The sequence below is a fragment of the Spirosoma terrae genome (assembly GCF_010435915.1).
In the GTDB taxonomy this organism is placed as follows: domain Bacteria; phylum Bacteroidota; class Bacteroidia; order Cytophagales; family Spirosomataceae; genus Spirosoma; species Spirosoma terrae.
Window position 1 is genome coordinate 32,326 of the sequence record NZ_JAAFZH010000006.1, and the last position, 20,421, is coordinate 52,746.

General features: G+C 50.1%; 14 protein-coding genes. 8 read left to right on the top strand and 6 right to left on the bottom strand.

Annotated elements, in window-relative coordinates:
• Positions 1-88: 88 nt before the first annotated feature.
• Positions 89-886 (top strand): hypothetical protein, encoded by a 798-nt coding sequence (locus tag GK108_RS15050; protein ID WP_163949806.1) that lies wholly within the window; start codon positions 89-91, stop codon positions 884-886.
• 80 nt (positions 887-966) lie between these two features.
• Here GK108_RS15050 and ppsA read toward each other — a convergent pair whose 3' ends face one another.
• Together ppsA and GK108_RS15060 are read right to left on the bottom strand one after the other, a co-directional pair.
• Positions 967-3,624 carry a phosphoenolpyruvate synthase gene (gene ppsA, locus GK108_RS15055; RefSeq protein WP_163949808.1) on the bottom strand — a complete coding sequence of 886 codons (2,658 nt, stop codon included), beginning with the start codon at positions 3,622-3,624 and terminating at the stop codon, positions 967-969.
• Positions 3,625-3,648: 24 nt separating this feature from the next.
• Positions 3,649-4,104, bottom strand: coding sequence for a MarR family winged helix-turn-helix transcriptional regulator (locus tag GK108_RS15060; protein WP_163949812.1), 456 nt, complete (start codon positions 4,102-4,104; stop codon positions 3,649-3,651).
• 71 nt (positions 4,105-4,175) lie between these two features.
• On the opposite strand from GK108_RS15060, the gene GK108_RS31390 reads away from it, so the two are divergent.
• The 6 genes from GK108_RS31390 to GK108_RS15085 all read left to right on the top strand — a co-directional run bounded on the left by GK108_RS31390 (position 4,176) and on the right by GK108_RS15085 (position 9,077).
• Positions 4,176-4,310: a hypothetical protein gene (locus tag GK108_RS31390; RefSeq protein WP_262887423.1), complete on the top strand. Its 135-nt coding sequence runs from the start codon at positions 4,176-4,178 to the stop codon at positions 4,308-4,310.
• A 57-nt stretch (positions 4,311-4,367) separates the two neighbouring features.
• Positions 4,368-6,122 carry a CocE/NonD family hydrolase gene (locus GK108_RS15065; RefSeq protein WP_163949815.1) on the top strand — a complete coding sequence of 585 codons (1,755 nt, stop codon included), beginning with the start codon at positions 4,368-4,370 and terminating at the stop codon, positions 6,120-6,122.
• 56 nt (positions 6,123-6,178) lie between these two features.
• Positions 6,179-7,246 (top strand): glycoside hydrolase family 43 protein, encoded by a 1,068-nt coding sequence (locus GK108_RS15070; protein ID WP_163949818.1) that lies wholly within the window; start codon positions 6,179-6,181, stop codon positions 7,244-7,246.
• 207 nt (positions 7,247-7,453) lie between these two features.
• Entirely contained in the window at positions 7,454-7,768 is a 315-nt protein-coding gene (locus GK108_RS15075; RefSeq protein ID WP_163949821.1) for an ArsR/SmtB family transcription factor, read from the top strand.
• 3 nt (positions 7,769-7,771) lie between these two features.
• Positions 7,772-8,278 carry an SRPBCC family protein gene (locus tag GK108_RS15080; RefSeq protein WP_163949826.1) on the top strand — a complete coding sequence of 169 codons (507 nt, stop codon included), beginning with the start codon at positions 7,772-7,774 and terminating at the stop codon, positions 8,276-8,278.
• A 382-nt stretch (positions 8,279-8,660) separates the two neighbouring features.
• Positions 8,661-9,077, top strand: a complete 417-nt coding sequence (locus tag GK108_RS15085; protein WP_163949829.1) for a hypothetical protein — start codon at positions 8,661-8,663, stop codon at positions 9,075-9,077.
• A 47-nt stretch (positions 9,078-9,124) separates the two neighbouring features.
• On the opposite strand, the gene GK108_RS15090 is transcribed toward GK108_RS15085, so the two are convergent.
• Both GK108_RS15090 and GK108_RS15095 read right to left on the bottom strand, forming a co-directional pair.
• Positions 9,125-9,331: a hypothetical protein gene (locus tag GK108_RS15090; protein ID WP_163949830.1), complete on the bottom strand. Its 207-nt coding sequence runs from the start codon at positions 9,329-9,331 to the stop codon at positions 9,125-9,127.
• Positions 9,332-9,364: 33 nt separating this feature from the next.
• Positions 9,365-9,655 (bottom strand): hypothetical protein, encoded by a 291-nt coding sequence (locus GK108_RS15095; RefSeq protein WP_163949833.1) that lies wholly within the window; start codon positions 9,653-9,655, stop codon positions 9,365-9,367.
• 306 nt (positions 9,656-9,961) lie between these two features.
• Here GK108_RS15095 and abc-f point away from each other — a divergent pair, with 306 nt between their 5' ends.
• Positions 9,962-11,608 (top strand): ribosomal protection-like ABC-F family protein, encoded by a 1,647-nt coding sequence (abc-f, locus tag GK108_RS15100; protein WP_317166531.1) that lies wholly within the window; start codon positions 9,962-9,964, stop codon positions 11,606-11,608.
• A gap of 63 nt (positions 11,609-11,671) precedes the next feature.
• Here the strand turns inward: abc-f and GK108_RS15105 are convergent, their stop codons facing one another.
• On the bottom strand, positions 11,672-12,742 hold the full coding sequence (locus GK108_RS15105) for an endonuclease/exonuclease/phosphatase family protein (RefSeq protein ID WP_163949836.1): 1,071 nt from the start codon (positions 12,740-12,742) through the stop codon (positions 11,672-11,674).
• 280 nt (positions 12,743-13,022) lie between these two features.
• Positions 13,023-20,156 (bottom strand): SdrD B-like domain-containing protein, encoded by a 7,134-nt coding sequence (locus tag GK108_RS15110; protein ID WP_163949839.1) that lies wholly within the window; start codon positions 20,154-20,156, stop codon positions 13,023-13,025.
• Positions 20,157-20,421: the final 265 nt, after the last annotated feature.

Sequence of the window (20,421 nt, forward strand, 5' to 3'; positions counted from 1 at the left end):
GAAAGTGATAAGGTTGTTCCAGCCATCGGATCGCCGAAGCGGCACCCTGCTGTCTGGGACAACCTTATCAATACAGCTAACTTCTAAAATGCTTAAAAACCTCTTTGTCCGCTATTTCTTTCTACTAACTGTATTGCTTTCCGGTAAAGTCGCTGCACAAAGTGCAACCCTGGCGACGAAAGAAAATGAACTCATATCACTATATGCTAAATTACTGGCACACAGCGACTATGATAAAACCGAACAGAACGCTGCCAAATTTGCGAAAGAGCTATCGAACTATTTAAAAGCAAATCCCTCAACGCTGACCTATCCCTTTAAAAAACTAACCGCTAAAGGCTACTGCTTTATCAATACGTCTGCTGATGGAAAATTCCGAATATACAGTTGGGATACGTGGACGGGTGGAACCATGCATTTTTTCAACGAAATTTATCAATGGAGCGACAACGGGAAGGTATTTACGAAAGTCCTGAAATACGTAGCAGAAGAAGGTGACGCCGGAAGTTACTGCTCAAAAATGTATACCGTCAGCATCAACCAGAAAAACTACTATTTAGCGATCTCCAACGGTATCTACTCCAACCGCGACGTAGCACAATCCATTTCCGCGTTCACAATCGAAAACGGGAAACTGAATGACTCTGTTGAGCTATTTAAAACCCGAACGGAGAAGCTAAACTCCATTCGGGTCGAGTACAATTTTTTCAGCGTTGTCGACCGCCCCGAACGACCAGTAGAGTTGATTAGCTACGACGAAAAACGTAAACTTGTCTACGTTGCGGTCGTCGATGATCAGGGAACTGTATCAAAACGCAATCTTTTGTATCAGTTGAAAGGAAATTATTTTGAATACATCGGTATTGAAACAGGGAAACGAAAATAGAAATACCCTGACTGATACGTATTTCTTAAAGCGACCGAAACGTAACAAGAATTCTGAACCTTAGGCTGAATCAGGACATGTCAGCTCAGAATTTCTACATACCCTTCCGTTCCATTCAGCCGAATCCGTTGTCCATCTTTAATAAGTTTGGTCGCATTATCCACGCCCACGATTGCCGGTAAGCCATATTCGCGGGCGATCACGGCTCCGTGAGTCATCAAACCACCAACCTCGGTCACCAGACCTTTAATAGACACAAACAAAGGCGTCCAACTCGGGTCAGTAAAGGACGTAATCAATATATCGCCGGGCTCCAGATCGGCATTTTCCAGGTCCAGAATGACACGCGCCCGCCCTTCTACCGTTCCCGACGAAACAGCCAGGCCAGCAATAGCATCTGCCGACATATTTTCTCGGTTATGCTGACCCGTAATAACCTCACCGTCAGACGTCATAATAAGCGGGGGTGTTAGCTTTTCGAACCGTTTATACTCGTCTTTCCGCTCACGAATAATGCTGTAATCCAGCTTATGAGTACGCACTACGTCCCGAAGCTCCTCAAAACGGAGGTAATAGATATCCTCTTTGTCGTGAATAACACCGGCCTTTACGAGTTGTTCTGCTTCGTTGAGGAGTGCCTGTTTATAGATAGCGTAACGACTTACGATGTCGTATTTAGGGTATTCCCGATAACCGGCAAAGTTTCGAACCAGGTCAATCATTCGTTTTGTTTCGCTGGCTTTTTGCTCCCCATCGGGCAATTGCCGTAAACGTTCCATCAGTTCCTGTTCTTTACGTAGCGCTTCCTGCCGCCCCTGCTCAAATTTCTGCTTACCCGCACCGGGTCCAAAATTTTTAATATTACCCAGCAACAAGGGAATGAGAATCGCTGGTTTTTCGCTCCACCGGGTTTTTGTGATATCAATCTCCCCCACACAGCGCATCCCGTATTTGGTCAGGAAAGCCTCAATAGCCTTCCTGACTTCTTGCCCGCCGTCAAATTGCACCAGTCCATCTAAAAAACCAGGCTGTTTTTCCGGAGAAAGACTAACCTGCTGCAAATAGGCTATAATGACGGGGTAAGGACGTATTACGTCGGCAACATCCAAGAGCGCCAACCCCATTTCCGACGTAACATTGTGGGGCACCGATTGCGTCAGCGTATCGGCTACGTTCTTGTCGCCCAGCCAGTTCTGAATATGCTCATTAATCCAGGTCGACGCATTCATTCCGGTCATAATTACGCCAAAACTCTGCGGATTAGCCATCGACCTTCTTGGCTGCTGAATATCATTCTCAATAAATTCAACTACATCCGTTCCCGATAAACCCTGAATAGTCTGCTGTAGGGCCGCTATCTGGGTTTGACTATGGTCAATCAACTCCGAAACAATAGCGGGATCGAACTCTTTCAGGGTCTGATAATCGGCATACGACGGTCCCTGATTGCCCTGATCAGAAACTACCTGCTGACTGTCGGGCGGCAAATGGATCAGATCTCCCCGTTCCAGAATGGTGGTTAACGCATCTTTGATGAGCGGATTGAATTTTCCCAGCACATTGATAATAACGTCTCGTCTGGTTGGTGAAGCCAGGTCGTCCGCTACGTCGACAAACAATCGGCCACCAGCCTGCGGCATGGGTCGGCCAGAACTTAACTGCCAGACCGATAACCCTAGCGGTTTCATGGCATCGGTCATCATTTGCTGATGCCCAACCGATACATAGATGCGCGGACCTTGCTCGGTATTAGCGCCATTATTGGCTTCCGGAATTGGGTATAACGTCGTAATTGGCCGACTCTGAACAACATAGAACTGATCCTCAACCAGACACCACTCGATGTCCTGTGGGCGGCCAAAATGAGCTTCAATGGTTCTGCCGATACATTCCAGCTGTACAATATGCTCATCCGACAAGGCCTGACTACGCTGCTTCTCGGGCGCAATTCTCTCTTCTTTCGTTCCGCCCTCTTTGAGCGCTGCAATAGCCAGCTTCTTGATCGATAGTTTCTTCCCGATAATCTGTCCGCTACGTACTTTATAGTTATCCGCATTCACCAGGCCCGAGACCAAAGCCTCGCCTAAGCCAAAGCTGGCATCAATTGACAAGACTTTTCTATTGGCCGTGACCGGATCGGCCGTAAACATAATACCGGATACCGCCGGGAAAATCATTTTCTGGACAATCACGGCCAGCTGAACTTGCTGCTGATCAACTTGTAGCGCCGATGCGTTCGTTTGAAGGCGATACATTACGGCTCGTTCCGTAAAAAGCGACGCCCAGCACTTGACAATATGCTGTAGAATGGCCTCTTTACCGATACAATTCAGATACGTATCCTGCTGCCCTGCAAACGAGGCCGTCGGCAAATCTTCGGCCGTGGCGCTGGACCGGACGGCATAGGCATCCTGTTCACCAAGTCTGACGAGGGATTTGACAATTTCGTCGCGAAGGTCCTGAGGGATTTGTATCGATTCGATAGCGCTACGTAGCTCAGCACTACGTTCTGCAATTTTTCCCCGGTCTTCGATTGTCAGCAGCGACAACTGGCTCAGCAACGCCTGTACTGACGGATTTCCGTACACAACTTGATTAAACGCTTCGGTAGAAACGCAAAAGCCATCGGGCACCTGAACGCCATTGATTCGGGTTAACTCGCCCAGATTTGCCCCTTTACCACCAAATTCTGCCAGCCTGGTCTGATCGATTTCATGAAGCCCAAGTACATAGCTCATCTTGTTGTTCATTCGATTTTTTCTTTACAGTTGTTTATCGTTGAGCGTATTGATTGTTTCATTCATGACGTCAATCGCCTTTATAAAATAGGCCTCTATGACGTTCAGCTCTTCGTCTGAAAATGAGGCAATAAGCTGTTCTGACTGGCTTCTAAACGTTCGGTAGAGCGGTTCCAGCAAAGTCATGATGGCTGAGTTGTCGGGCACAATAATCACCTTTCGCCGGTCGTCCTGAGCAAACTGCCTCTTCACCAGACCTTTCTTTTCGAATCGGTCAATAAGACCTGTCACCGCGCCCGTTGTCAAGCCCGTCAGGATCGACAGTTCACCGGCTGTCATTGACCCTTTTTGCATCAAAAAACCCAGGTATTTATGATCCGTCCCCGATAGCCCAGCTTTTCGGGCAACGGCTTCGTGCATCTGAATGGATGTGTATGCATACGATTGGCTTAGTTTTCTTACTACATCTTTATTTGACATATCTTACCAACTAAATATCTTAGTAACAAAGATAAATAAAAGAACTGATTCCAGACAAAAAATCTAAAAATGTGCAGGAAACCGTCCGTCTTTTGCAGCTTATTGACCAGGAAGTACGTCTTTCTACTACGGTTGCTAACCAGCAGCACCAACATGCCTTTTATAATGGGCGTCGATACGTAGTAAAACAATCCGTTGCTACGTAACTCATGCCCGTTTTAGTGCACCAGCAAACAGTAATCACAATTGCTCTACCAGTACGCATGCCGAAAACAAATCAATGCATTCTAGTTGCCTGTCTCCTGCTTCTATCCGCTTATCTGGGATACGCCCAACAAACGGCCAGCACAAAGGCCGAAGCATTTTCCAGTCCATACGACATTCAGGATAGCGTACTGATTAAAACCCGCGATGGGGCTACGCTATCGGCTATTGTTGTCCGAAAGAAAGACGTAACGCAACCGTTGCCCGCTGTGCTTCAGTTTACCATTTATGTGCGCGACAAAGGGCGGGATATGAAGTCGTTGAAAGAATCGGCCGACAACGGCTACGTAGGTGTGATTGCTTATACGCGCGGAAAGCGGTTCAGTCCGAACGAAATTTATCCCTACGAACACGAGGCCAACGATACGTATGATGTGATCGACTGGATCAGCAAACAGCCGTGGTGCAATGGCAGCGTTGGTATGTTTGGGGGCAGCTACAACGGTTTTTCGCAATGGGCGGCCTGTAAAAAGTTGCATCCGGCGCTCAAAACCATTGTCCCCTACGTAGCAAACCGGCCGGGCATGGGTTTACCGATGGAAAACAATGTGTTTGTGAACCCTAATTACGAATGGTCGTTCTACGTCGGTAATAACAAATACCTCGACACGCTGGCGGGAAATGACCGGAAACGATTCCGGACAATGATGTTCGACTGGTGGCGAAGTGGAGCGGCTTATAACAAGATGGACAGCATCGATGGCACACCCAACAAATGGTTTCAGCGCTGGATCAGCCACCCTGATTTTGATCGTTACTGGCAGAACATGGCACCGTATGAGCGCGATTTCGCCCAGATCAACATTCCCGTTCTGGCTTTCGATGGCTATTATAACGATTCGCAGAACTCAAGTTTGTATTACCTGCGCGAACTCCAAAAATATAACCCTAAAAACCCGGCCTATCTCGTTATTGGCCCTTACGGACATTTCGGCACCCAGATTGGCGGAGAACGAACGGTAAACGGCTACAAAGTCGATTCCGTTGCCTTGTTCGATATCAGGAAAATAACGTATCAATGGTTTGATTACATCCTGAAAAACGGTAAAAAGCCCGAAATGCTGAAGGACAAAATCAACTATGAAGTGATGGGAGCCAATACATGGCGTAGTGCGCCATCGCTCGATAAAATGCACAATGACTTTTTAACGTTTTATCTGACCGATACTAAACAGAATGCTTTCTATTCGCTCTCGTCAAAGAAACCAGCTAAAACAGCGTATCTGGCCCAGCAGGTCGATTTTGCGGATCGCGAAACCAGCAACAATAATTACTACCCCGACCCTATTTCGCGCCCGGAAATAGACACCAGCAATGGTTTTATTTATGTCAGTGAAGCCTTGACAGAACCAATGGTTGTGAACGGCTCATTTCTTGGGCAACTGAAAATCAGTATCAATAAAAAAGACGTTGACCTTGGCGTTACGTTGTATGAACTGACACCCTCCGGCGAGTATTTTCACTTGTCGTACTACATCGGCCGGGCGAGTTATGCCAAAGACATGACCAAACGAAACCTCCTCAAACCCGGCGAGTTAACGACTATCGACTTTTCAAACACGCATCTGATTAGCAAGCAATTAAGCAAAGGAAGCCGTTTGGTAGTAGCGGTTAACGTCAATAAAAATCCGTTCTCGCAGCTCAACTACGGAACGGGCAAAGACGCGAGTACCGAAACCATACAGGATGCTAAAGAACCACTACGTATCCGGTGGTATACAGATAGCTCTATTCGCATTCCCGTTTGGCGTTAAAGCAGTAGAATTGGTGAAAAAATGGTCTTCACCTCTCGTATTACTCATGATGCGGAATGAAATTGACCACCCTATCGCTCCTATTGCTTTTCTCGCTGACCGGGGCGTTGGCTCAATCGAATAACGAGCCAGCTTCTCAGCCATCGCTAAAAATCGACAACAACAAAAACGTGTGGATGCTGACCTATTTCCGGCAACGCTACCCGACACGTATCGAGATTGACGCCAAGGGAAACACCGTAGAGGTTCCTCTGCCCGATCCCATGCTGATCAACAAGTTACACATTGCCTTATCGACCGATGGACGCCATTGGACACCCTTGAATGACAACAAACCCGTTTGGGATCACCACGTTCGCGACCCGTACGTTCGGCGCGGCCCCGATGGTGTCTGGCGGATTTTGTCGACGGGTGGGGGTAATCGCACGGATCGAGCGAAAGTTGGGCCAAGCTGCCTGTATATTACGTCGAAGGATCTGATTCATTGGCAGGTTGAAGGCACGTTGCCACTCATGAAAGATGCCAAAGACGAGTCGGGCGCCTTCGCCGGAAATATCTGGGCACCCGAATGGTTTTACGACGCCAAAACCGGCGATTACGTAGTATTCTGGTCATCGTCATTTAAAGATGCAGGCTGGAAAGAAAGCCGGCTCTGGTACAGCCGCACCCGCGACTGGAAAACGTTTACGCCCGCCAAGGTCTTCTTTGCGCCTGCTTATTCCGTGATCGACGGAACCTTGCTGGAGCATCAGGGAACGTATTACCTTTTCCATAAAGAAGAAGAATTTGGCGCTAAAACCGGCGAACGACGCGCCATTCGAGTGGCTACGTCAAAAAATCTGGAAGGGCCTTACACGGTGATTGACGGCCATCTGAATCAGGGGCAAATTGTTCCGGTCATTACCGAAGGCCCAACCGTCATCAAAGATCCGGTCAAACCCGGCTGGTTGTTGCTCTATGATTATTGCATGACCAATCGATTTGGTGCCTCCTACTCGCCCGACCTGCTCCACTGGACGGTTGAAGAAAACGTCGATTTTCCGTCAGAAGCCCGGCATGGCTGTATTTCGCAGATAAGCCCGCAGGAAGCCCAATCGTTGCTTACAGCCTATCCTGATAAATAAGCATCCTCTATTCCCCCCTTCCTATAATAGAGGGAGTACGTAAAAAAGTCGCTTTTGGGTATCCCCTCCTGTTTTAGGAGGAGTTAGTGGTGGTAAATGATGATAAACAACCAACGTTAAGCGACTAAAAATTTCAAAATCAACTTGCGAAACCGATTAGTTGCACGTACACTTGCAACCATATAGTTGCACAATAAACCCAAGGCTATGAGAAGAGACATTTTTCAGGCAATTGCCGATCCAACCCGACGGGCTATTATGGTGCTGATTGCCTTGCAACCGATGACGCCTAACGCCCTTGCCGAACATTTCGACACGACCCGGCAAGCGGTATCCAAACATTTGCGGATACTGACCGAATGTGAACTCGTAAAACCTGACCATCAGGGACGGGAGATTTACTATAAGCTCGAAATCGACAAGATGAAAGAAATAGATAAATGGCTGGAGCAATTCCGGAAAATATGGGAAGATCGGTTTAGCCAGCTCGACGACCTTTTAAATACCCTTAAAAACAAATAACTCATGAACAACGTACAGTTTGATTTCCTGGTAAACAAGGAAAACAACACCATGACCATCCGGCGCGAATTCCGGGCCAACCGCCAACTGGTTTGGGACGCCTACACCAAAAGCGAACTACTCAACCAGTGGTTTGCCCCAAAGCCACTGACGACTAAAACCAAATCGATGGATTTTAGGGAAGGCGGCCATTGGCTATACGCTATGGTAGAACCCGACGGAACCGAATACTGGGGCCGTACGGATTACTTAAAAATTCAGCCTATCGACGCCTATACGGCGCTGGACGGTTTTTGCGACGAAGACGGTAATCTGAATACCGAACTGCCACGGGCAACCTGGGATGTTACGTTCACCGATCTGGGCGAGAACGCACTGGTTCAAACGGTTGTTACGTTTAACTCGCTGGCGGACTTAGAAACCGTTGTTCAGATGGGTATGCAGGAAGGGCTGACCTCAACGCTCGAATCGCTGGATGAATTATTGGCTACGTTAACTGTAGCGAAATAATCATTTAACCGTAGTGTTTGCTCATTTAACCGGCTAATAGAAAAGTGCTACGTCTACAGCAAGGGGGGACGTAGCACTTTTCTATTTCTACAAGCTCAAACTATGGCGAAAGCTGTCAATCATTGACCTGCGCACTGCGTGTTTCCAGTTGAAGCAGTTGACGAATGCAGCCACTACGCGCAATTATTGATAAGGGCGTTTCTGACGTAGCTGTTATCAGCGATCAAATCCCTGGCTTTACCTGGAGATTGCTACGTTGTTTTTCAAACGCATAGTTCAATGTCAACCCCGTTCAACCAGCCATTTCTGGCATCCATCAAAATTGCGAAGTAGCTACGTAGCGATTCCATAAATTGAGGCATATCACCACTGAAGCAAGGCAATGGCCCGTAACGTTTTGGCACAAATCGATTCGTTTTTGGCAGAACCAAAACGAATCTTCCTGATAGATGGGTTAGGTGCTTTTTTAACAGCTTTCTTTTTAGTCGCCATTCTAACACCGTTTTCTGCCAGTTTTGGAATGCCGGTGAACGTACTTTACATTCTTTCAGCGATAGCTGGCCTACTCATGCTTTATTCGCTGGGCTGTTACTTTCTGCCCATCAGAAACTGGCGTTCCAACGTAGCGGCTATCAGCCTAGCCAATCTGCTTTACTGCTTACTGACAGCAAGCCTGATCGTATATTATTATAGCAGTCTAACAATCTTGGGTGCGCTTTATTTCACGCTCGAAATCAGCACAATAATGATTCTGGTCTATTACGAACGGCAACTCCTTTCTCAGCGTACTGGCCAATAAGCCACCGCACGTCTGCGGGTTAAGCGCAGACGTGCGGCTATGTCTAGCTAAAGACGTTTCGATTTCCAATAATTCTGTAGCGTATAACCTACAAAAGCGAAGCCTAAGCCGGTAAACATCGCAGTAAGCACCACTACGCCGGGAGCTAATTCATCGGAAGGCGCAGTATGATCGAGAATGAGTAGTTTGAACAGAAACAGAAAGCTGACAAATCCGACAGCAAAGCCCGTAAACGTTCCCAGTATATTGTCCATAGCGAATCTGTTTGTGCTTTCCAGCTCCGACCATTAATTACCGGCAAACGGGGTTCCGAAGATACCAACGGCAAGTTCTGCCCAAATCAGAAATAGCGCTATCAGCAGCGTAACACAAATAGCAATTCGATATTCGGATTTAGCTACTTTCCTCATAACCAACTCAATCGACAGTCCCGTACTGAGCAGTAGTATGCCCGCTATGATGAAATCGAACAGTGACCAGTTCACTTCCTGAGTAAACTGCATCGCTACAAAAGGTATAGCGAGAATAAAGGTAACGGTCAGTAAAATGCCTGTGAGTCTTTGATTGCTGGTGATCATATACGTATCGTTTTTTTATGATTGCAAATATTATAAAAGTACTTTGTATTTCAAAGTTAACAAAAAGACTTTTTAACCTCAATCGTACACCAACCAGGTCACAATTTACCAACCGATCAGAGATGGCAGTTTGTATTTCGTTTATTCGACAAAGTTTTTGACAGGATTAACAAGATGAACAGGGTTTGGGCGAGTACTTATTTATCCTGTCCATCTTGTTAATCCTGTCAAAGACATTCCCTACCTTTGTAATTCTAAGTCAATACGTCCCCTCTCCATGTAAGATCAAATTTCTTTCCGGGAAAAATGCAGTGCAACCGCAAAGCGGTTCGCTATAGCTATTCATCGAAACCGAAAGAAATTATGATCAATCTACAACATATAACCTACTTCCATCCCAACAAAGATTTACTAGTCAACGATGTAAATCTTAGCATTAACCGGCACGATAAAGTTGCCCTCATTGGCAATAATGGCACCGGCAAATCGACCTTACTGAAAATCATGGCTGGCCTACTGCTTCCAGCCCAAGGCTCCGTGAAAGTCGACTCAACACCATACTACGTTCCGCAAGTGTTTGGGCAATTCAACGAGCTAACTGTAGCCCAGGCGCTACAGATTGCGGATAAACTTCGTGCTTTGAGAGCCATTCTGGACGGGAACGTAACTGAAAGTAATCTAACACTGCTTGACGATGACTGGACCATTGAAGAACGTTGCCAGGAAGCTCTCTCCCATTGGCAACTGGAAAATCTGGAGTTGACTCAGCCCCTGAAAACCCTAAGCGGTGGACAGAAAACCAAAGTGCTCCTGGCAGGAATAGCCATCCACAATCCCGACGTAGTGTTGCTGGATGAGCCAAGTAATCATCTCGACACGGCTGGTCGGCAGTTATTATACGATTTTATTACGTCGACATCAGCTACGTTGGTGGTGGTAAGCCACGATCGGAAATTACTGAATCGGCTCGATGTGGTTTTTGAGCTGACCAGGCGCGGCATTACGGTCTATGGGGGGAATTATGACTTTTATTTGGAGCAGAAAGCCCTTGACAATAACGCGTTGAATCAGGATGTCAAAAGTAAAGAAAAGGCCTTACGTAAAGCCAGAGAAGTAGAGCGCGAAACCGCCGAACGCAAGCAGAAGCTCGACGCCCGAGGCAAAAAGAAACAGGAAAACGCCGGTGTTGCCCGAATCATGATGAACACGCTCCGAAACAACGCCGAACGCAGTACGGCCAGGCTAAAAGGCATTCATACCGAAAAAATCGGAGCTATTTCGGAAGAACTCAGCGAACTACGTAGAGAATTGCCCGACACCGACAAGATGCGGTTCGGTTTTGATAATTCTTCATTACACAAAGGCAAGATTTTGTTTTCGGCTACCGACATCAACTTCGGCTACCATGATCAGTTGCTTTGGCACGAACCGCTACGTTTCCAGATCACCAGTGGCGAACGTATTACGTTAAAAGGCCTGAATGGTTCGGGTAAAACGACGCTTATCAAAATCATTCTGGGCGAGTTGGTTCCTGGTCAGGGCAGCATTTACCGGGCCGACAACCAATCGGTTTATATCGATCAGGATTATTCACTCATCGACAATACGTTAACCGTTTACCAGCAAGCCCAGCGCTTCAACAGTGCATCGTTGCAGGAGCACGAAGTCAAGATCAGACTCAACCGTTTTTTATTTGGCAAAGATGATTGGGATAAATCGTGTACTGTCCTGAGTGGTGGCGAAAAAATGCGTCTGATGCTCTGTTGCCTTACTATAGGCCATCGGGCTCCTGATATCATTATTCTCGACGAACCAACCAACAATCTGGATATTCAGAGTATTGGGATTTTAACAGCGGCTATCAACGAATATGAAGGCACACTCATCGTGGTTTCCCATGACGAATCGTTTCTGGATGAAGTTAATGCTGAGCGCGTAATTGAACTGGCCTGAGACAATCAGCTATTGATCGTTCGTAAAGTGCGACATTTGCTGAACGATCAATAGCGATAGCCATTAGCTAGCCTCTTCTATTTTTTCGTTGGCTTCCTCCCGATCATCACCTTCTGGCTTAGGCACTTCGGCTTCGGTCTGCTCACCAACATACGTCAGTTCAATCAGAATCGGGAAGTGATCAGACCCGCAATTGGGCAACCGATGGATCGATTGCACCTGAAAATGGGGCGACACAAAAATATGGTCGAGGGGCCAGCGTAAAAAGAAATAGTGCGCATGAAACGTATTGTATAAACCACGACCGATACGTGGGTCAAGCAAGCCGCTGATGCGTTGAAACAAGCGCGTTGTATGCGACCAGGCTACGTCATTCAAATCGCCCGCAACAATGACCGGACCGGACCTAGTACGTGCTTCTTTTCCGACCAGTAATAACTCAGCATCTCGTTCAGTGGATCGATAATGCTCTGTTGGACTTGGCGGCATTGGGTGAACGCCGTAAAAATGAACCAGTTGGCCCGATGGTAGCTCAAGCTGCGCGTAAATGGAGGGTATATCGTCCTGTATCAGAAAACGTAACTCATGATGCCGTATTGGGTAGCGTGAGTAAAAGAGCATGCCATAGGTGTTCTCCAGCGGGTGCAAAATGGTAAATGGGTAGGTTTCTTCCAGTTCAGCCAATTCGTTTTTCCATTGCTGGTTCGCTTCCAGCACCATCAACACATCGGGTTTATGCTTTGCCGCCAATGCTCTTACCTCCGGCATATGCGTATTCTCCATATACACATTGGCCGTCAGGATACGAATCGTGTTATCCTTGGTTTGACCATTCCCTTTTGCCGAAGCAAACGATGGAACCTGTTTTCGATGAAGTGGCGTAAAGGGATAAATTAACCAGCTCTGATAGAGCATTGTAATCAGCAAGCCGATGGGCGCAATTAACAGAACGCCATCCATCTGTTGTCCGGCCCAAAACCAGCCCAAAAGCCCTAATAAAGCCAATACGGTCAATTGCAGATGAGGAAAATCCCATATCCGAATCCACCAGTAATCCAGCTTGATAAAATTTATAAACGAAGCACTGGTAATAACAACCGAATAGATCAGTAGGGCTAAATCAAAGGTAGACATGAGGCAGGAGAACGGTATTTTCAAAACTAACCCTAAAGTTTATGGAGTGTTTTACAGATAATCTGCAAAGCCTGAAATATTACTCAATTCTTATTCAGCAGCACACCCCTCCCGACCTAGTTTCTATTCGGATTTTATAGGAAGAACAGGTAGTGTCGCTCATCAACAATAAACTGCTTTACGGGTAACAAATAAACAACGCCCTGATACGTCACTCTTTTGAGTCAACGTACCAGGGCGTTATACTAGTCAATCTGTATCGGGTACTACCCGACCTCTATCACTTCTGGACAGGGTCACCGATCCGCTTGCCACGCTTGGTCTGCTGCAACACAAACGGCACACAGATTTCAGCAGGACAGCCACACACCGTTGGTAGCAACAATACCGTCACATCCCGATAACAGCCTGCCGCATTGTACACCCGAATCGTGTAGGCCTGCGCCACCACCGGATTCGCTAACGTATTGGCGATTACACCATTCGCTGGGATTGACCGAGGTGCTCCCGATGCCGACGTAGTAAAGCTTGAGCCCAACGAGTACTGATAAGTATAGCCTGTCTGGAAGCCACTCAGCACCAACTGTCCGTTCGACTGAGCCGCGTTGCCAATACAACTAGCCGCTAACGTGGCCGCCTGATACACCGGTAGCGAATCCGCTTCGATGATGAACGGACAACAACTGAAGTCAGGACACTGACCACTCTGGTTATCCACTCGCAAACTGTATTCACCCACCGCCGTCACACTTAGACTGTTGCTGGTGGCACCCACAATCGGCTGGCCATTTTTGTACCACTGGTAACTACTTTGACCTGCCGGGGCCGTCAGTAAATATTCAAACTCATCATCCACGCACACCCGGACCGGGATCGAGGTACACACCGTAGCGGTGTCGCCACCTATCATGGCCGTGTTGTGCAGGATGCCTGTGCTGTCAGCGATGCCTTGCAGAATCAGCGACAGACTTTGACCTGCTCCGATCGAAGCGATGCTCCAGGTACTCACCGGGCTACCAGCGGTAAAGGTCGTACCGGCAGGAGCCGTGGCCGAGTTGGCCACATAAGTCAGTCCCAGGCTCATCGAATCGCGAACCACCACATTAGTTGCGGCCGCATTGCCCGTATTGGTCAGCACCACTGTGTAAGAGATCACCTCACCCAGCTGTGCTTTGGACTTATCGACTAGTTTGACCAGCTCTAGCGCCGTAGCCGTGCAGCTGCCCGGAGCTGAGTATTGAGCAGTCGTGGTGCTGCAACCCGGCAGACTCGCTACTACCGTATGACTCGCTCCATCCGAGGTCAACCCATTGAAGACCGCAGTGTAGGTCGCCGAACTAACCGCCGTCGTCGCAAACGTCAAGCTCTGAGCACCGTTGGTCACCGTCAACACACCCGCTGTCGGGTTAGTCAACTGGACCACTGCCGTGGCTGAATAGGTGTTGGTCGCACTCGCACAAAGACCCGCCGTCACGGCCGCTGTCAGGCTACAGACCGGGGCTACCGTGCAGCTCGCTGGGGCCGTATACGTAGTGGTCGTGGTGCTGCAACCCGGCAGACTCGCTACCACCGTGTGGCTCACTCCATCCGAGGTCAACCCATTGAAGACCGCAGTGTAGGTCGCCGAACTAACGGCCGTCGTCGCAAACGTCAAGCTCTGAGCACCGTTGGTCACCGTCAACACACCCGCTGTCGGGTTAGTCAACTGGACTACTGCCGTCGCTGAATACGTGTTGGTCGCACTCGCACAAATGCCCGCTGTCACGGCCGCTGTCAGGCTACAGACCGGGGCTACCGTGCAGCTCGCTGGGGCCGTATACGTAGTGGTCGTGGTGCTGCAACCCGGCAGACTCGCTACCACCGTGTGGCTCACTCCATCCGAGGTCAACCCATTGAAGACCGCAGTGTAGGTCGCCGAACTAACCGCCGTCGTCGCAAACGTCAAGCTCTGAGCACCGTTGGTCACCGTCAACACACCCGCTGTCGGGTTAGTCAACTGGACTACTGCCGTCGCTGAATACGTGTTGGTCGCACTCGCACAAATGCCCGCTGTCACGGCCGCTGTCAGGCTACAGACCGGGGCTACCGTGCAGCTCGCTGGGGCCGTATACGTAGTGGTCGTGGTGCTGCAACCCGGCAGACTCGCTACCACCGTGTGGCTCACTCCATCCGAGGTCAACCCATTGAAGACCGCAGTGTAGGTCGCCGAACTAACCGCCGTCGTCGCAAACGTCAAGCTCTGAGCACCGTTGGTCACCGTCAACACACCCGCTGTCGGGTTAGTCAACTGGACTACTGCCGTCGCTGAATACGTGTTGGTCGCACTCGCACAAATGCCCGCTGTCACGGCCGCTGTCAGGCTACAGACCGGAGCTACCGTGCAGCTCGCTGGGGCTGTATACGTAGTGGTCGTGGTGCTGCAACCCGGCAGACTCGCTACCACCGTGTGGCTCGCGCCATCCGAGGTCAACCCGTTGAAGACCGCAGTGTAGGTCGCCGAACTAACCGCCGTTGTCGCAAACGTCAAGCTCTGAGCACCGTTGGTTACCGTCAACACACCCGCTGTCGGGTTAGTCAACTGGACCACTGCCGTGGCTGAATACGTGTTGGTCGCACTCGCACAAAGACCCGCCGTCACGGCCGCTGTCAGACTACAGACCGGAGCTACCGTGCAGCTCGCTGGGGCTGTATACGTAGTGGTCGTGGTGCTGCAACCCGGCAGACTCGCTACCACCGTATGACTCGCGCCATCCGAAGTCAATCCGTTGAAGACCGCAGTGTAGGTCGCCGAACTAACGGCCGTCGTCGCAAAAGTCAAACTCTGAGCACCGTTGGTCACCGTCAACACACCCGCTGTCGAGTTAGTCAACTGGACTACCGCCGTGGCTGAATAGGTGTTGGTCGCACTCGCACAAAGACCCGCCGTCACGGCCGCTGTCAGGCTACAGACCGGGGCTACCGTGCAGCTCGCTGGGGCTGTATACGTAGTGGTCGTGGTGCTGCAACCCGGCAGACTCGCTACCACCGTGTGGCTCACTCCATCCGAGGTCAACCCATTGAAGATAGCCGGGAAGACAACCTGACCACTACCGGCCGGAATCGAGGCCGTTATACTAGCCGGACCATTACTCACCGTCAGCACGCCCCCTACCGGATTCTGGATCGTTACCAAAGCCGTCGCCGAATAGGTATTGGTTGCCGAGGCACAAACACCCGCCGTCACCGTAGCGGACAAACTACACACCGGTGCTACTGAACAACTAGCCGGTGCCGTGTACGTAGCGATCGTGGTACTACAGCCGGGCAGACTCGCCGTCACCGTGTGGCTAGCTCCATCCGAAATCAACCCATTGAAGACGGCTGTATACGTAGCTGAACTCGTCGCCGTCGTAGCAAAAGTCAAGCTCTGGGCACCATTGATTACGGTCAGCACACCCGCAGTCGGGTTAGTTAACCGGACCACCGCCGTCGCTGAATACGTGTTGGTTGCACTCGCACAAACGCCTGCCGTCACGGCCGCTGTCAGACTACATACTAGTGCTACCGAACAGGAGGCCGGGGCCGTATAGGTAGCCGTCGTGGTACCACAACCCGGCAGACTCGCCGTCACGGTATGACTCACCCCATCCGAAACCAGACCCGGAAACTCAACCGTATAAACCGCACTCGGTGCAGCCGTGGTGGCAAAGGTCAGGCTCTGAGCACCGTTGGTTACCGTCAGTACACCCGCTACCGGATTAGTCAATTGTACTACTGCCGTGGCTGAATAGGTATTGGTCGCACTCGCACATAAGCCCGCCGTCACCGCTGCTGTCAGGCTACAGACCGGGGCCACCGAACAACTCGCAGGTGCGGTATACGTAGTGGTCGTGGTGCTGCAACCCGGCAGACTCGCTACTACCGTATGACTCGCTCCATCCGAAACCAGACCTGTAAAGGTGGCCGTATACGTAGCTGAACTAACGGCCGTCGTCGCAAAAGTCAGACTCTGAGCACCGTTGGTCACCGTTAGGACTCCCGCCGTCGGATTGGTCAACCGGACCACCGCCGTAGCTGAATAAGTATTAGTTGCCGAGGCACAAACACCCGCCGTCACCGTCGCCGTCAGGCTACAAACCGGGGCCACCGAACAACTCGCAGGTGCCGTGTAGGTCGTGGTCGCCGTGCTACAACCCGGCAAACTCGCCGTTACCGTACGGCTCGCTCCGTCCGAAACCAACCCAGCGAACACCGCCGTGTAAGACACTGAGCCCGTTGCATTGCTCGTCGTCAGCGTAGCACTCTGCGCCCCATTGATTACGGTCAGCACACCCGCCACCGGGTTCTGAACCGTCACCACCGCCGTGGCTGAATAGGTATTGGTCGCACTGGCGCACAAGCCAGCTGTTACCACTGCACTCAGGCTACAGACCGGGGCCACCGAACAACTCACTGGGGCCGTATAAGTCTGACTTACGGGGGCACAGGCCGAATTAGAATAACTGGCTGTAACGGTATAGGTCTGCCCATTGCTCACTAGGCCGCTGTAGCTAAACGTACCCGTCGAGTTGCCCGCTGGAAGAGTCAGGCTGCGGGGCGTAAAAGCGGCCGAGGTGATGGTCAATGTCCCCGAAACCGGTACGTTGGTAGTGGTGATGGTGCCTGACAGCACGTAACTGTTGGTAGCCGACAGACATAAGCCAGGCGTAACGGCTAGATTAACGCCACAGGGGGCAACCGAACAACTCGTAGGTGCCGTATAGGTAGCCGTGGTGGTGCTACAGCCCGGCAGACTCGCCGTCACGGTTTGGCTGGCCCCATTGGATACCAAGCCAGTGAAGACCGCTGTGAAAGTCGCCGAGGTGGCCGCTGTCGTGGTAAAGGTCTGACTTTGAGAACCCGTACTCACCGTCAACACGCCAGCCGTTGAATTGGTCAACTGGACCACTGCTGTGGCCGAATATGTATTGGTCGCACTGGCACACAAGCCTGCCGTCACCGTCGCAACCATGCTGCAACTGCCGGGAAAACCAATATCATACGTGTGATTATTCTCACCCGAACTACCTGTCACCAGACGAATTGTGGGCTGACCACTTTCCAGAAAAGCATCATTGTTGGCAACCGTTGTACTCGAATTAGGACTACCCGACACTTCGCCAGGGGCCGGTGAGAGGCTGGTTAAGCTCAAACCCGATACTGAAGTGTCTGACCCCAGAGACGTCACCCGAACACAGTAACTGGCTCCATATGACAGGTTGAGCCCGTATCGATTGCTGGCAGTAGACGTACCAGCCGCTGACGAGAAATAATAATTTCCGTTGGCATCGGTCACGGCCGTAGCAATAGCCGTACCGGTGCAACTGGCAAACAGCGAGAGGGTCACACCAGCCAGTGGGGGTTCCCCCGCATCCTGAATACCATCATTATCGATATCTTTCCAGACCCGGTTACCGATTTCGATCGGTGCCGGATCACAGGTCACCTCCATGTCTCCAACACCGCCCGCTTTACCAAAATCATTTCCAGCCAGCGTTAACGCTTGCGTACTCGCGCCAGTCGCATTGTTGAAAACGGTAAGTCCTGTGGTATAGGTTACCGTACCAGGGTCCATCATACCCGTTACCGTGTAGTTCTCCTGAGGCAACAGTACCAGACCACCCTGAGCACCTTCCCGGTGAGAGGGTGTTGCGTCATTAAAATACTCTCGTCCTCCCGGCCCATGAAAATTCGGGTTAGTTGCTGGAGCCGGGCATTGGGGATGCCCCTCCAGATAATAGATCGGATTACCGGTAGTCCCTTTATTACAGACATACAGAATATCGCCGTATGCAAAGTCACTGTACAGCGCATTACTGGTACCCGAGATATCATAATTATTATAGCCCGCCATATGACCCATCCGGTCCATAATACCTAACACTAAGTCTCCATTTCGATTGATTTCGATATCACTCAACAGGGGCTGGGGAGCAGAGAATACAGACTGTGTAGTGGGCCAGGCGGTTTTCCAGGGCTCATATATATAGTTCTGAGACTCAAAAGCATTTCCATACTCACTAGGCCAGACCTTATTGTAATACAGGGGTATGGCATTCGTTGGCGGAACGGGGGGAATAAAACCACTAGCACTGAAAGTAGCATTGGACGGAGGCTGAATCGCGGTAACTGGTACAATAGCCGAGGTAGCCGAAAAGCCTGCAGAAGGCACAATCCGGCAAATATACGCCATCAGATCAGCCCGATTTTGAGATGTCTCACCACTACAGGTAACCCCCACATAAATCAGATCCTTACTAACAACCTTGATCCCAAACGGCCGAAACTGTCCCCCACTACAGCCTGGATCAGTGATCGCATAACTACCCAGATACGTCGGGTTACCACCACTGGCAACAGCCGATACGTCAAAGGCCGCCAGACGGCGCTGGGTCAGGTTCATTACGTATAACGTTTTCCCATCCGGCGACAGATCAATATCGCCAATCCCCAACTTAGCTACATTCTGGTAGACATCCCGGTCGTAGGAAGGTTGATTATAGGAAACCCCCGTTAAATTATCGTCCGGTGCCACCCCGTCGCTACGTGGATTAGTCCCGAAGATATTACCTGAAATTGTGTTCAGGGCAATACTCCCCTGGCTCGATAAGGCAGATCCAGTATAGCGTCCCCAATACAATCCACTGATCCCTTGTGGACCGAAATCAGAGTGTCGTTTGAGAAAAGCCGAGGTATAAACTATTTTATTGACCCTGTCATAGGCAACCCCCCATACACTACCCATATTGGGAGCCGTGGCCAGGTGCTGGACGGTGCCGCTCAGGGCGGCCCCATTGGGAATAGCCACCAGCACATCGTTTTCACTAGGATTGGATAACGAACGCGACCCATTGGTAAAGCAGGTGGTAAATAAGGTAGGGGCAGCCTGGCAGTAGTCCGAGGGATTATTAACGCCAAAATTGGCCGTTGTGGTGGCCGCCGAATAAAACTGCACACTACTTTGGGAATCACTACCCGATGGCCCTGTAAAATCAGCGCCACCCAGATTGCCGAACTGGATACGTACCGGAAAGGTCAAACCAGTCAGTGAGTAGGCCCCCGCCGTGGTCGAGGTAGTGGTTGCTACCTGCACCCCTGCCGTATTAAACGCGGTGACACTGACGCCCCCCACGCCTACTTCGCTGGCCCCATCCCGAACACCATTCGCATTAAAATCGCGAAAGACGGTGCCCGACACCTGGGCTTGAGCGGCCAGACTCACGCCTAGCAGCATGAAAAGCAGAATCCCCCAATTCAGGCGCCTGAATTGACGGAGCGGAATAGATGGAGCAAAGCGGTGCCGTGCTGGTGAAGGCGTACCGGTTTCTACCAGGCTGATTCCAGAATTGCTCGCGCGTCGACCAGCCATTAGACATACTTCGGTAGAGGTGGGCATACAGCAAATAAAGTTAGCTTGACAAATAGCGGTCTTGATGACCTATCTTCAGCATTTCAAATAATATGCCGAATGGAATCGGGCCCTCATCTTTGTAGCTGAACCTATTTTATTGTTTACTTTTTTGTCGATTTACAAACTTTAAAATGCAAAATTCAGCTATTACTCACCTTAACACTAGTAACGGCGCCCCTAACAAAGTTCATGCCATTGGCAAACCAACTCTTACATATTTATCAGTACGCTGTAAGTAGTCGATTCAGGC